General features: G+C 69.7%; 5 protein-coding genes and 5 pseudogenes. 7 read left to right on the top strand and 3 right to left on the bottom strand.

Going from position 1 to position 14,398, the window contains the following annotated elements; genetic code table 11:
- Nucleotides 1–72: 72 nt before the first annotated feature.
- The 3 genes and pseudogenes from ACFJGX_RS13185 to tsaD all read right to left on the bottom strand — a co-directional run bounded on the left by ACFJGX_RS13185 (nucleotide 73) and on the right by tsaD (nucleotide 3,821).
- Nucleotides 73–1,274: pseudogene (locus tag ACFJGX_RS13185) on the bottom strand (pyridoxal phosphate-dependent aminotransferase).
- A 25-nt stretch (nucleotides 1,275–1,299) separates the two neighbouring features.
- Nucleotides 1,300–2,604: a branched-chain amino acid ABC transporter substrate-binding protein gene (locus ACFJGX_RS13180; protein WP_382320784.1), complete on the bottom strand. Its 1,305-nt coding sequence runs from the start codon at nucleotides 2,602–2,604 to the stop codon at nucleotides 1,300–1,302.
- A 113-nt stretch (nucleotides 2,605–2,717) separates the two neighbouring features.
- Nucleotides 2,718–3,821 carry a tRNA (adenosine(37)-N6)-threonylcarbamoyltransferase complex transferase subunit TsaD gene (tsaD, locus tag ACFJGX_RS13175; RefSeq protein ID WP_382320786.1) on the bottom strand — a complete coding sequence of 368 codons (1,104 nt, stop codon included), beginning with the start codon at nucleotides 3,819–3,821 and terminating at the stop codon, nucleotides 2,718–2,720.
- A 73-nt stretch (nucleotides 3,822–3,894) separates the two neighbouring features.
- Between tsaD and ACFJGX_RS13170 the strand changes: the two genes are divergently transcribed.
- The 7 genes and pseudogenes from ACFJGX_RS13170 to ACFJGX_RS13140 all read left to right on the top strand — a co-directional run bounded on the left by ACFJGX_RS13170 (nucleotide 3,895) and on the right by ACFJGX_RS13140 (nucleotide 14,359).
- The gene (locus ACFJGX_RS13170) at nucleotides 3,895–5,166 is read left to right on the top strand and encodes a nitrate- and nitrite sensing domain-containing protein (protein WP_382320789.1); all 1,272 of its coding nucleotides are present in this window, start codon (nucleotides 3,895–3,897) and stop codon (nucleotides 5,164–5,166) included.
- 332 nt (nucleotides 5,167–5,498) lie between these two features.
- Nucleotides 5,499–6,768: pseudogene (locus tag ACFJGX_RS13165) on the top strand (CmpA/NrtA family ABC transporter substrate-binding protein).
- 30 nt (nucleotides 6,769–6,798) lie between these two features.
- A pseudogene (gene ntrB / locus ACFJGX_RS13160) lies at nucleotides 6,799–7,738 on the top strand (nitrate ABC transporter permease).
- A 58-nt stretch (nucleotides 7,739–7,796) separates the two neighbouring features.
- Complete coding sequence (locus ACFJGX_RS13155) at nucleotides 7,797–8,603, top strand: ABC transporter ATP-binding protein (RefSeq protein WP_382320791.1); 807 nt, start codon at nucleotides 7,797–7,799, stop codon at nucleotides 8,601–8,603.
- Nucleotides 8,604–8,624: 21 nt separating this feature from the next.
- Nucleotides 8,625–11,114, top strand: a complete 2,490-nt coding sequence (nirB, locus tag ACFJGX_RS13150; RefSeq protein WP_382320793.1) for a nitrite reductase large subunit NirB — start codon at nucleotides 8,625–8,627, stop codon at nucleotides 11,112–11,114.
- Nucleotides 11,111–11,482: pseudogene (nirD, locus tag ACFJGX_RS13145) on the top strand (nitrite reductase small subunit NirD); the annotation flags it as partial. The gene nirB and the pseudogene nirD, both read left to right, overlap by 4 nt.
- Nucleotides 11,483–11,577: 95 nt before the next feature.
- A pseudogene (locus tag ACFJGX_RS13140) lies at nucleotides 11,578–14,359 on the top strand (molybdopterin-dependent oxidoreductase).
- Nucleotides 14,360–14,398: the final 39 nt, after the last annotated feature.

Here is a 14,398-nt window from a genome sequence, read left to right as displayed (position 1 = left end):
CGATGTGGGCCGCCGCGGGCGTGAAATTGCCGCCCGTGAAGACAGCAACCGCGAATTATAGACCAGAAGGACTCAGGAGGCAGCCGGCGGCTGGGCGGCCAGCCAGTGGCGCAGGCGCTCCACGCCCTGCACCAGGCGGTCCGTGTCGCGGCTGGCGAAGCACCAGCGCAGCCAGCCCCTGGCCTCGGGGCTGAAGGCGCTGCCGGGCGCCAGGCCCAGGCCGGCTTCGCGCACCAGGCGCTTGCGCACCGCCAGGCAATCGTCCTGCCCCGCCAGCCGGAAGAAGGCGTACATGCCGCCCAGCGGCTCGGCCAGGGTCACCCCGGGCAGCGCGCGCAGCAGCGGCACCAGGGTGTCGCGGCAGTGCCGCAGGTGCGCCACCAGGGCCGGGGTGACCTCGTCGCCGCGCTGCAGCGCCACGGTAGCCGCGCGCTGCACGAACACCGGCGCGCAGGAGGTGTTGTATTCAATGAGCTTGCCGATGGCGGCGGTGAGCGCTGGCGGCAGCACCAGCCAACCCAGGCGCCAGCCGGTCATGAGGAAGCTCTTGGAGAAGCTGTGGGCGACGATGACGCGGTCGTCCGGTTCGGCCACGTCCAGGAAGCTGGGCGCGGCGCCGTTGGGCGTGTCGTCCGCGAAATAAAGCCGCTCGTAGACCTCGTCGGCCAGGATCCAGGTGCCGGTGCGGCGGCAGTGCGCGAGGATGGTGCGCTGCTCGGCGGCGCTGAGCGTCCAGCCCGTGGGGTTGTTGGGGGCGTTGACCACCAGCAGGCGGGTCGAGGGCGTGATGGCAGCGAGCAAGGCGTCCATGTCCAGCACCCAGGCCCCCGCCCGGGGGCCATCGGCCTGCACGCGCAGCGGCACGGTCTTGACCTTCGCCCCCAGGATGAGCGGCTGCGCCACCAGGTTGGGCCAGGCCGGCGAGACCACGATCACCTCGTCACCCGCCTCCACCAGGGCCTGCGAGGCCAGCATGAGCCCGTTGACGCCGCCCGAGCTGACGGCCAGGCGATCGAACCAGTGGCCCGCGCCGCGCCCGGGGTGGAGCTTGTCGGTGTACGCCGCCAGCGCCTCGCGCAGCTCCTGCAGGCCCAGGTTGTGCGCGTAGAAGGTCTCGCCGGCCTGCAGCGAGGCCACGGCCGCGTCGCGGATGAAGCCGGGCGTGACCTCGTCGCTCTCGCCGAACCAGAACTTGAGCACATCGGCCCGGCCCAGGCCCTCGTTCGCACTTCCCGGATGCGCGAGGCCTCCAGCTGCTCCACCACCTGTCTCATCGGCACACGCTCCCGCAAAGCTATATCAAGGTCGCTGCATGGTACAGGTGTGCGGCAGCTCGGCCTGCTGCGGGCTGAGGTTGCGGATCACGCGAAAGCCGTAGCCCGAGCCTTCGACGTCGAACTTGACGCCGGGCGCGCCCTGCCGGTCCATCACGGCCACGGCCAGCGATTGCTGGAACTGGTGGTCGGCGCCGCGCATGCGGGCGCGCTGGCCAGCGAGGGTGACGTCGGCCTTTTCCAGCTGGGCGGCGATGGTGGCGGCGTTGACCGGGCCGGCCGCGCCCGCGCGCTCGATGGCCTGCGCCAGTGCCTCGACCAGCAGCTGCATGCGCATGTGCACGTAGTCGTCGGCCGGGCTGGGGAAGCGCTCGCGGAACGATTTGTAGAAGGCCTCGGACTCGGGCGTGGGCACGTTGGGGAACCAGTCGGCCACGGCGATCACCTTGCCGATGCCGGCGTCGCCCATGGCGGCGGGCGCGCCCAGCGCGTTGCCGTAGAAGGTGTAGAAGCTGCCATCGAAGCCGCTTTCGCGCGCGGCCTTCACCAGCAGCGTGAGGTCGTTGCCCCAGTTGCCGGTGAGCACGGCCTGCGCGCCGCTGGCCTTGATCTTGGCGGCGTAGGGCAGGAAGTCCTTCACGCGCGCCATGGGGTGCAGCTCGTCGCCGACGATGGTCACATCGGGCCGCTGGGCCGCGAGCTGGCTGCGCGCCTCGCGCAGCACGGCCTGGCCGAAGCTGTAGTCCTGCCCGATCAGGTAGATGTTCTTGAGCTGCTTGTCCTTGCGCAGCACGCTCATGAGAGCCTTCATGCGCATGTCGGCGTGGGCGTCGAAACGGAAATGCCAGAAGCTGCATTTCTCGTTGGTCAGCACCGGGTCCACCGCCGAGTAGTTGAGGAACAGCACCTGGCGCGCCGTGTCGCGCTCGTTGTGCTTGTTGATGGCGTCGATCAGCGCGCTCGCCGCCGCCGAGGAGTTGCCCTGGGCGACGATGGTGACGCCCTTGTCGATCGCCGAGCGCAGCGCCGAGAGGGCCTCGTCGGTCTGGCCCTTGCTGTCGAAACGCTCGATCACCAGCGGGCGGTTGCCGCCGGGCAGCTTCACGCCGCCGCGGGCATTGACCCGCTCGGTGGCCCAGACCAGGTTGCGGAACACCGCATCGCCGGTGTTGGCGATCGGGCCGGAGAGGCCTTCGATCATGCCGATGCGGACCGGGGCGCCGGTGGCGGGCGCCTGCGCCACGGCCAGGGTGGTGGTCAGGCCGCCCACGAGGGCCGCGACGAGCGCGCGGCGGCGCGGCGAAAACAGGGAATCCAACAGGTGTTTCATCAGAGAAGGGCTCCGGGTGCAAAGGCCGGGGGCCGGGAATGGCCCACGCAGCCGAGTCGCCAAGGCGACAGCGCCGGAAGTTTAATTCATAATTACAGGAATCGCCCGCCCGCTCATCCAGCGGTGGCAGGGCGGCCCAGGTCGGAGAGGGGCCAGCGCGGTTTCACGTCGAAGGGGTAACCGCCGGCGCCCGCTGCGTCGGCGCCGGCCAGCCCGGCCTGGGCCCGCATGCCGCCGGCCAGCGCGATCATGGCGCCGTTGTCGGTGCACAGGTGCAGCTCGGGGTAGTGCACGCGCACGCCGGCCTGGGCGCAGGCGGCGCCCAACTGCTCGCGCAGCAGCGCATTGGCCCCCACCCCACCAGCCACCACCAGGCGGCGCAGACCGGTCTGGCGGATCGCCATGAAGGATTTCTTCACCAGCACCTCGACGATGGCGGCCTGCACGCTGGCGGCCACATCGGCCTTCTGCTGCGCGCTCAGCGGGTCGGCCAGGTGCAGCGTGGCCGGGCCGTCCGGGTGGGCATGGGCCAGCTTCTTCACCTGGGTGAGCACCGCCGTCTTGAGGCCGGCGAACGAAAAGTCGAGATCGCCGCTGTGCAGCAGCGGGCGCGGGAATTTGTAGGCCTGGGCGTCGCCCTGCTGGGCCAGGCGCGAGAGCGCCGGGCCGCCCGGGTACGGCAGGCCGAGCAGCTTGGCCGATTTGTCGAAGGCCTCGCCGGCCGCGTCGTCGATGGTCTCGCCCAGCAGTTCGTAGCGGCCCACGCCGTCCACCCGCATCAGCTGGCTGTGGCCGCCCGAGACCAGCAGCGCCACGAAGGGGAATTCGGGCGGGTCGGCGCTCAGGAAGGGCGAGAGCAGGTGGCCTTCGAGGTGGTGCACGCCGATCACCGGCTTGCCCAAGGCAAACCCGAGGGCGCAGGCCACGCCCGAGCCGACCAGCAAGGCGCCGGCCAGCCCCGGCCCCCGGGTGTAGGCGATGGCGTCCACGGCCGAGAGCGGCAGGCCGGCCTGGGCCAGCACGGCGTCGGTCAGCGGCAGGACGCGGCGGATGTGGTCGCGGCTGGCGAGCTCGGGCACCACGCCGCCATAGGCCTGGTGCATTTCAATCTGGCTGTGCAGGGCATGCCCCAGCAGCCGGGGGGTGGCGTTGCCGCTGGCATCGACCAGGGCCACGCCGGTTTCGTCGCAGGACGACTCGATTCCCAAAATCCGCATGCGGGAAGTGTACGGGGCGGCATGGTTGTTGCTCAGTGGCAGGGGCATGCCCCCTACCCCACGAACATCCCCCATGAAATCGGGCCTGAGTTTCCTTGTCGCCGCCAAGCGCTGCGAAATCGCCGAGCTGCAGGAGCTCGCGCTGACCAGCGCGCTGGTGAATGTCACCGGCCGGCTCGTGCACGGTCTGCAGCGCGAGCGCGGCCTGTCCAACCTGCACATCGGCTCCCAGGGCGCGCGCTTCACCGACATGCGCGCCCGCCAGATCGAGGAATGCCGCCAGACCGAGGCCGAGCTGCGCGCCTGTTTCGACAGCCTGGACACCGAGTCCGCCCGCGTCGGCCATGGCGCGCGCCTGTTCAGCCGCATCGCCTACGTGCTGCACGGCCTGAACGCGCTCGAAGACCTGCGCGAGCGCGTGGCCTCGCTGGCCTGGACCACCCGCCAGGCCACCGACGCCTACGTGCGCCTGATCGCGGGCCTGCTGGCGGTGGTGTTCGAGGCCGCCGACAGCGCGAGCGACCCCGAGGTCTCGCGCCTGCTGGTGGCGCTGTTCAACTTCATGCAGGGCAAGGAGTTCGCGGGCCAGGAACGCGCCGCCGGCTCGGCCCTGTTCGTCAGCGGCCGCGCCGAGGCGATCGAGCAGCAGCGCCTGCTGCACCTGATCGAGTCGCAGGAGCGCTGCCTTCAGGTGTTCGCCGAGTTCGCCAACCCGAAAGCGGTGGACCTGTGGGCGGCCAGCCAGGCCAGCGCCACGCTGGCCGAACTGGAGCGCCTGCGCCGCGTGCTCTGCACCGCCGCGCAGGGCGCGCCGCTCAACGTGCAGCTCAGCCAGGTCTGGTTCGACTGCTGCAGCCAGCGCATGGACCGCATGAAGGCGGTCGAGGACCGGCTCGCGCTCGACCTGCTGCGCGCCTGCGAGGACAAGATCGGCGCCGCCCGGACCGAGCTGGAGGCCTACCAGGCCCTCAGCACCACCGCCCCGCGCGAGGCCAACGCCCTCTCCTTCTTCCAGGACGCACCTTCCGCGGCCGTGCCCGCCGGCTTCGGCGCCGCCGCCCAGGGCTATGGCCTGCAGCTGGATCGCTCCATCCTCGAGCTGGTGCAGGACCAGGCGCGCCGCCTGCAGACCATGGGCGAGGAGCTGGACACGGTGCGCGCCAGCCTGAACGAGCGCAAGCTGATCGAGCGCGCCAAGGGCCTGCTGATGGCGCACCGCCAGCTCAGCGAGGAAGAAGCGCACAAGACCATGCGCCAGATCGCCATGAACCAGAACCGCCGGCTGATCGAGGTGGCCGAGGCCGTGCTGGCGATGGCCGACGTGCTGCCCGCCCGGCCCCACTGACACGCGGCCCGGTGCTGCGGTGCACAAATAGCGTGCCCGCCGGATCGGCTCGCACCAGTTTGAAGCCCACCACCCGGATGCCGCCCCACCGGCCGTCGGGTTTTTTCCTTGGAAATCAAGCGCTTCCCACGCGACCCCGGGACAACCCTGAGGCTGGCACGCTAACTGCTTTGATCCAGGCAAAGGAAAACGGGCCAATGGCGGCCTGAGTTCCAGACAGTCTTCCCAGACACGGACAACGGCGTCCATTTCCCGCCCGCTCAGCGCAGGCACGGAAATGGGCGCCGTTGTGCTTTGGGGCACCGCTTTTTTTCATCAGCAAGGAGTTGGACATGAACGCAGACATCCCCACCCCAGCCGACGGCCCCACCGCCTCGCGCCGCGAGTTCATCAAGAAGGGCAGCGCCGTCGGCACGGCCGCCCTCTTCTCCACGCTGGGCCACCACGGGGTCTGGGCCGCCGGCTCCGACGCACCTGAAAAAACCGAAGTCAAGATCGGCTTCATTCCCCTGACCGACTGCGCCAGCGTGGTCATGGCCGCCGAACTCGGCCTGGACAAGAAGCACGGCGTCAAGATCGTCCCGACCAAGGAAGCCAGCTGGGCCGGCGTGCGCGACAAGCTGGTCAACGGCGAACTGGATTTCGCCCACGTGCTCTACGGCCTGATCTACGGCCTGCAACTGGGCACCGCCGGGCCGAAGAAGGACATGGCCATCCTGATGAACCTGCAGCAGAACGGCCAGGCCATCACGCTGTCGAAGAAGCTGGCCGAAAAAGGCGCGGTGGACGGCCCAACGCTTGCCAAGCTGATGCGCCACCGAAAAGCGCGAATACACCTTCGCCCAGACCTTCCCCACCGGCACCCACGCCATGTGGCTCTACTACTGGCTGGCGGCGGCCGGCATCGACCCCTTCAAGGACGCGCGCGCCATCGTGGTGCCGCCGCCGCAGATGGTGGCGAACATGCGCGTGGGCAACATGGACGGCTTCTGCGTCGGCGAGCCCTGGAACCACCGCGCCATCATGGACGGCATCGGCATCACGGCCAACACCACGCAGGACATCTGGAAGGACCACCCCGAGAAGGTGCTGGGCACCACGGCCGAGTTCGTGCAGAAGAACCCCAACACCGCGCGCGCCGTGACGGCGGCCATCCTGGAAGCCGGCAAGTGGATCGACGCCGGCCTGCAGAACAAGAACAAGATGGCCGAGACCATCGCCCAGCGCTCCTACGTGAACACCGGCGTGGACGCGATCAACCAGCGCATCCTGGGCCGCTACCAGAACGGCCTGGGCAAGACCTGGGACGACCCCAACCACATGAAGTTCTACAACGACGGGGCGGCCAACTACCCCTACCTGAGCGACGGCATGTGGTTCCTCACCCAGCACAAGCGCTGGGGCCTGCTCAAGTCGCACCCCGATTACCTGGCCGTGGCCAGGCAGGTCAACCGCATCGACATCTACAAGGAAGCCGCGTCCGCCACCAGGACGCCGCTGCCCAAGTCCGACCTGCGCAGCGCCAGGTTCATCGACGGCGTGGTGTGGGACGGCAAGGACCCGGCCAAGTACGCCGACAGCTTCAAGATGAAGGCGGCCTGACCCGGCCCGCCGCACCCGAGGAACACCACCATGGTCAGTGCCGTTTTTCACACCCCCCTGGAGGCCGTGGCGCCCGCCGCCCCCGCGGTGGCCGCCGTGCCCCACCCCAAGCCTTCGGTGGCCGCGCCGCTCGCGCCGGCCGCCGTCGAGCCCGCCCGGCCGGCCTCGCCTTCGCCCTGGCGCGAGCGCGCCGCGGGCTTCTTCCGCGGCGTGCTGCCGCCACTGCTCGGCCTGGGCTTCCTCGTGCTGGTCTGGTCGCTGGTGGCCGGCAGCAGCGACAGCGGCATCCCCACGCCGCTGCGCAGCCTGGGCGCAGGCCGTGGGCGTGTTCTCCGACCCGTTCTACCAGGCCGGCCCGAACGACCAGGGCGTGGGCTGGAACGTGCTCATGTCGCTGCAGCGCGTGGCCGTGGGCTTCGGCCTGGCCGCGCTGGTGGGCATTCCGGCCGGCTTCGCCATCGGCCGCTTCGACTTCCTCAGCCGCATGTTCAACCCGCTCATCAGCCTGCTGCGCCCGGTCTCGCCGCTGGCCTGGCTGCCGATCGGACTGCTGGTGTTCAAGGGCGCCAACCCGGCCGCGATCTGGACCATCTTCATCTGCTCGATCTGGCCCATGATCATCAACACCGCCGTGGGCGTGCAGCGCGTGCCGCAGGACTACATGAACGTGGCGCGCGTGCTCAACCTGAGCGAGTGGAAGATCTTCACCAAGATCCTGTTCCCCGCCGTGCTGCCCTACCTGCTGACCGGCGTGCGGCTGGCGGTGGGCACGGCCTGGCTGGTGATCGTGGCCGCCGAGATGCTGACCGGCGGCGTGGGCATCGGCTTCTGGATCTGGGACGAGTGGAACAACCTCAACGTCGCCAGCATCATCATCGCCATCTTCGTGATCGGCATCGTCGGCCTGGTGCTCGAGTTCGGCCTCATCAAGCTGGCCACGCTGTTCACGTTCGAAGAGGTGAAGTCATGAGCGCCGCCCGGCCGCCCGAAGGCGATCGCACCGCAAAGCGCAGCATGGAGGTTTCCAAATGAGCGATGCGTCCAAGTACATCGAGATCCAGGGCGTCGAGCAGACCTTCAAGACCCGCAAGGGCCTCTTCCCCGCGCTGCGCCAGATCGACCTCACCGTCGCCAAGGGCGAGTTCGTCACGCTGATCGGCCACTCGGGCTGCGGCAAGTCCACGCTGCTCAACCTCATCGCCGGCCTGACCACGCCCACCAGCGGCGTGCTGCTGTGCGCCGACAAGGAGATCGCCGGCCCCGGCCCCGAGCGCGCGGTGGTGTTCCAGAACCACTCGCTGCTGCCCTGGCTGACCTGCTTCGAGAACGTGCATCTCGCGGTCGAACGCGTCTTCGGCGCCAACGAAAACAAAGCGCAGCTCAAGGCGCGCACCGAAGCCGCGCTGGCCCTGGTGGGCCTCACCGCCGCCGCGCAGAAGCGCCCCGGCGAAATCTCCGGCGGCATGAAGCAGCGCGTGGGCATCGCGCGCGCCCTGTCGATGGAACCCAAGGTGCTGCTCATGGACGAACCCTTCGGCGCGCTCGACGCGCTCACCCGCGCCAAGCTGCAGGACGAGCTGCTGGAGATCGTGGCGCGCACGCACAGCACCGTGGTGATGGTCACGCACGACGTGGACGAGGCCGTGCTGCTGAGCGACCGCATCGTGATGCTCACCAACGGCCCGGCCGCCACCATCGGCGAGGTGCTGCGCGTGGACCTGCCGCGCCCGCGCCAGCGCGTGGCGCTGGCCGACAACCCGACCTACCAGCAATGCCGCAAGGAAGTGATCGACTTCCTCTACACCCGCCAGACCCACGTGGAGAAGCTGGCCTGACCGGCCGCCCAGGAGAACCCCATGGACATGCGCCTGCCCCCCTCGCAACGCCTGAAACTGGTCATGGTCGGCAACGGCATGGCCGGCGTGCGCACGCTCGAAGAGCTGCTCAAGATCGCGCCCGAGCTCTACGACATCACGGTGTTCGGCTCGGAGCCCCACCCCAACTACAACCGCATCCTGCTCTCGCCGGTGCTGGCGGGCGAGCAGACGCTGGACGAGATCGTGCTCAACGACTGGGCCTGGTACCAGGAGCACGGCATCACCCTGCACGCGGGCAAGACCGTGACCGAGGTGGATCGCGTCAGGCGCGTCGTGCGCGCCAGCGACGGCCAGGGCGGCGTGATCGAGGCGCCCTACGACCGCCTCATCATCGCCACCGGCTCCAACCCCTTCATGCTGCCCATCCCGGGCAAGGACCTGCAGGGCGTGCTGGCCTACCGCGACATCGCCGACACCCAGGCCATGATCGACGCGGCCACGCAGTACCAGCATGCGATCGTCATCGGCGGCGGCCTGCTCGGCCTGGAAGCGGCCAATGGCCTGATGAAGCGCGGCATGGCGGTGAGCGTGGTGCACGTCGCGCCCTGGCTCATGGAACGCCAGCTCGACGACGTGGCCGGCAAGCTGCTGCAGCAGTCGCTGGAGCAGCGCGGCATGCGCTTCCTGATCGGCGCGCAGACGCAGGAACTGGTGGACAACGAGGCTGGCCGCGTGAAGGCGATCCGCTTCAAGGACGGCACCGAGCTGCCGGCCGACCTGGTGGTGATGGCGGTGGGCATCCGCCCCAACACCGCGCTGGCGGAGTCCATGAACCTGCACGTGAACAAGGGCATCGTGGTCAGCGACACGCTGCAGACCGTGACCGACCCGCGCATCTACGCGGTGGGCGAGTGCGCGGCGCACCGCGGCATCGCCTACGGCCTGGTGGCGCCGCTGTTCGAACAGGGCAAGGTGCTGGCCACGCACCTGGCCGAATTCGGCATCGGCCGCTACATTGGCTCGCTCACCTCCACCAAGCTCAAGGTCACCGGCATCGACCTCTTCTCCGCCGGCAACTTCATGGGCGGCGAGCACACCGAAGAGATCGTGATGAGCGACCCCTCGGGCGGTGTCTACAAGAAGCTGGTGATCCAGGGCGACAAGCTGGTGGGCGCCTGCCTGTACGGCGACACGGTGGACGGCAGCTGGTACTTCAAGCTGCTGCGCGATGGCCGCAGCGTGGCCGACATCCGCGACCGCCTGATGTTCGGCGAATCCAACATCGGCGACGTGGGCCACCAGGGCCACAGCAAGGCCGCCGCCATGGCCGACAGCGACGAGGTCTGCGGCTGCAACGGCGTGACCAAGGGCAGCATCTGCAAGGCCATCAAGGACAAGGGCCTGTTCACGCTGGAGGAGGTGCGCAAGCTCACCAAGGCCAGCGCCTCCTGCGGCTCGTGCACCGGCCTGGTGGAACAGATCCTGATGTTCACCGCCGGCGGCGACTACTCCGCCACGCCCAAGCTGAAAGCCATGTGCGCCTGCACCGACCACGGCCACCAGGCCGTGCGCGACGCCATCCGCGACAGCCGGCTGCTGAGCATCGGCGCCGTGTTCGAAGGCCTGGGCTGGCGCACGCCCAACGGCTGCGCCACCTGCCGCCCGGCCGTCAACTACTACCTCATCAGCACCTGGCCCAAGGAGGCCAGGGACGACCCGCAGAGCCGCTTCATCAACGAGCGCGCGCACGCCAACATCCAGAAGGACGGCACCTACAGCGTGATCCCGCGCATGTGGGGCGGCGAGACCACGGCCGACGAGCTGCGCCGCATCGCCGACGCGGTGGACAAATACAAGATCCCCACCGTGAAGGTCACCGGCGGCCAGCGCATCGACCTGCTGGGCGTGAAGAAGGAAGACCTGGTCAACGTCTGGAAGGACATCGGCATGCCCAGCGGCCACGCCTATGCCAAGGCCCTGCGCACGGTGAAGACCTGCGTGGGCAGCGAGTGGTGCCGCATGGGCACGCAGGACAGCACGCAGATGGGCAAGGACCTGGAGCGCGCGATGTGGCGCATGTACGCGCCGCACAAGGTGAAGTTCGCGGTCAGCGGCTGCCCGCGCAACTGCGCCGAGGCCGGCATCAAGGACGTGGGCATCATCGGCGTGGACTCGGGCTGGGAGATGTACATCGCCGGCAACGGCGGCATCAAGACCGAGGTGGCCGAGTTCTTCACCAAGCTCAAGACCGCCGAGGAAGTGCTGGAGTACACCGGCGCCTTCATGCAGCTCTACCGCCTCGAAGGCTGGTACCTGGAGCGCACGGTGCACTACGTGAACCGCGTGGGCCTGGATCACGTGAAGAAGAAGATCCTCGACGACGCCGAAGGCCGCAAGGCGCTGTGGGAACAGCTGCAGTTCGCGCTCGACGGCGAGCCCGATCCGTGGTTCGAGCACCAGAAGGCGGCGGTGGACACGCGCCAGTTCATTCCCATCCAAGCGGTGGCACTGGAAGGGAGCGCGGCATGAGCAGCTGGATTCCGATCGCCCGCCTGGACGACATCCCCGTACTCGGCTCGCGCTGCGTGCAACGCGACAAGGGCCTGGACGTGGCCGTGTTCCGCAATGACCGCGACGAGGTCTTCGCCCTGCTCGACCGCTGCCCGCACAAGGGCGGCCCGCTGAGCCAGGGCATCGTCTTCGGCACCCACGTGGCCTGCCCGATGCACAACTGGACCATCGGCCTGGACAGCGGCTGCGCCAAGGAGCCGGACGAAGGCTGCACGCCGCGCTTCGCGGTGAAGGTGCAGGACGGCGTGGTGCACCTGGACGCGCACGAACTCGCGACCCAGGCGACCGATCTCACGCGGCCCGTGGCCGGCCCTCAGCGCAGGGCAACCGACCCCCACGCTCCGCCGCTGCGCGGGTCGCTGCCCCCCGAGGGGGAGCGGCCTGGCTTGGGGCGGCCCGGCGCGGCGGCCACCGTCCCCGCATGAGCCCGATCACCACCCGCTCCACCTGCCCCTACTGCGGCGTGGGCTGCGGGGTGTTGATCGAAAGCGTGGGCAGCCAGATCACCGGCGTGCGCGGCGACCCGCAGCACCCGGCGAACTTCGGCCGCCTCTGCACCAAGGGCCAGACCCTGCACCTCACCGCGTCGCCCGCGATCGCCCAGCAGACACGCCTGCTGCACCCCATGCAGCGCGCACAACGCGGCGCGCCCGCGTCGCCCCTGGCCTGGGACGCGGCGCTCGACCTCGCCGCCGAGCGCTTCGCCTCGGTGGTCGAGCGGCACGGCCCGGACGCGGTCGGCTTCTACATCAGCGGACAACTGCTCACCGAGGACTACTACGCCTTCAACAAGCTCGCCAAAGGCCTGATCGGCACCAACAACGTCGACACCAACTCGCGCCTGTGCATGAGCAGCGCGGTGGCCGGCTACAAGCTCACGCTGGGCGCCGACGCGCCGCCCACCTGCTACGACGACGTGAACCACGCGCAATGCCTTTTCATCGTCGGCAGCAACGCGGCCTTCGCGCACCCGGTGCTGTTCCGCCGCATCGAGGAAGCGCGCAAGAACAACCCGGCCATGAAGGTGATCGTGGCCGACCCGCGCCGCACCGACACCGCCGGTTTCGCCGACCTCTACCTCCCTCTGCAGCCGGGCAGCGACGTGATGCTGTTCCACGGCCTGCTGCACATCATGCTGTGGGAAGGCTGGATCGACAGCGGCTACATCGCCGCGCACACCACCGGCTTCGACGCACTCAAGGCCCTGGTGCGCGAACACACGCCCGAGCGCGTGGCCCAGGTCTGCGGCCTGCGGCGCGAAGACCTGTTCACCGCCGCCAAGTGGTTCGCGACCTCGCCCGCCACGCTCAGCCTCTACTGCCAGGGCCTGAACCAGAGCAGCAGCGGCACGGCCAAGAACGCCACCCTGATCAACCTGCACCTGGCGACGGGCCAGATCGGCCAACCCGGCGCCGGCCCGTTCTCGCTCACCGGCCAGCCCAACGCCATGGGCGGGCGCGAGGTCGGCGGCCTGGCCGAACCTGCTGAGCGCGCACCGCGACCTGGCCAACCCCGCGCACCGCGCCGAAGTGGCCGCGCTCTGGGGCCTGCCTTCGGTGCCCGAGAAGCCCGGCCTGAGCGCGGTCGAGCTGTTCGAGGCGGCCGCCGACGGCCAGGTGAAGGCGCTCTGGATCGCCTGCACCAACCCGGCCCAGTCCATGCCCGACCAGGCCACCGTGCGCCGCGCGCTGGCGCGCGCCGAATTCGTCGTGGTGCAGGAGGCCTACGCCACCGCCGCCACCTGCGAATACGCCGACCTGCTGCTGCCCGCCACCACCTGGGGCGAGAAGGACGGCACCGTCACCAACAGCGAGCGCCGCATCAGCCGCGTGCGCGCCGCCGTGCCCGCGCACGGCCAGGCGCGGCACGACTGGCGCATCGTGGTCGACGTCGCGCAGCGCCTCGAAGCCCGCTGGCGCCCCGGCCAGCCCACGCTGTTCCCCTACCCCGATGCCGAAAGCCTGTGGCTGGAGCACCGCGAATCCACGCGCGGGCGCGACCTCGACATCACCGGCCTGAGCTACGCCATGCTGCAGCAGCAGGGGCCGCAGCAATGGCCCCTCAAGGCCGGCGAATCGCAGGGCCGCCAGCGCCTTTACGAAGACGGTGTGTTCGCCACGCCCGACGGCAAGGCCCGCTTCGCCGCCCTGCCCTTCGTGCCGCTGGCCGAGCCGCGCGAGTCGCGTTACCCGTTCTCGCTCACCACCGGCCGCCTGCGCGACCAGTGGCACGGCATGACCCGCACCGGCACGTTGGGCCGCCTGTTCGGCCACGTCGCCGAACCCTCGGTGCAACTGCACCCGCAAGACATGGAACGCCGCGGCCTGAAGGACGGCGACCTGGTGCACGTGACCAGCAAGCGCGGCTCCATCCTGGTGCCCGCCATGGCGTCCGACGAGATCGGCCTGTCGCAGGCCTTCATCGCCATGCACTGGGGCGCGGAATACCTCAGCGGCCTGAGCAGCACCGGCGAGCCGCTGGCCGGCGTCAACGCGCTGACCACCTCGGCCTACTGCCCCACCTCCAAACAGCCCGAGCTCAAGCACGCGGCGGTGAAGGTGCTCAAGGCCGAACTGCCCTGGACGCTGCTGGCCTTGGGCTGGCTGCCCGACACCCAGGCACTGGAAGCGCGGGAAGGCCTGCGCGCGCTGATGGCGGAGTTTCCGTTCGCCTCGTGCGTGCCCTTCGGCCGCGAACGCACCGGCGTCCTGTTCCGCGCCGCCGCGCACGATGCACCCGAGCCCGGACTGATCGAACGCATCGAAGCCCTGCTGGGCCTGCAGACGGCCGATGCGCTGCGCTACGTGGACAAGCGCCTGGGCCAGCGCCGCACCGCGCGCCTGGTGCGCGAGGGCGACACCACCCGGCTCGAGGCCTTCGTGCTGGCCGGCGACACGCGCGCTGAGGTCTGGATCAAGCCCCTGCTGCAGGACGGGCTGCCCGCCGCCGCGTACGGCCGCCTGCTGCTGATGCCGGGCGCCAAGGCCCCCGTGGCCGTGGTGGCCAAGGGCCGGCAGGTGTGCACGTGCTTCAACGTGGGTGAAGACGCCATCCAGGCCCGGCTGGCCAGCTGTGAAGGCAGCGACGACCAGCGCCTGGCCGCCCTGCAGGCCAGCCTGCAATGCGGCACCCACTGCGGCTCCTGCGTACCCGAACTCAGGCGGCTGGTGCGCGCCAGCGCGCCCCTGGCCCAGCCCGCCTGAGCGGCCAGAACGCCCATATAACGATAAGTCATCAAACTT

The sequence above is a fragment of the Hydrogenophaga sp. UC242_50 genome (genome assembly GCF_042697355.1).
In the GTDB taxonomy this organism is placed as follows: Bacteria; Pseudomonadota; Gammaproteobacteria; order Burkholderiales; family Burkholderiaceae_C; genus Hydrogenophaga.
The sequence above is the reverse complement of the archived record's forward strand: the minus strand, read 5'-3'. Positions and strand labels throughout refer to the sequence as shown.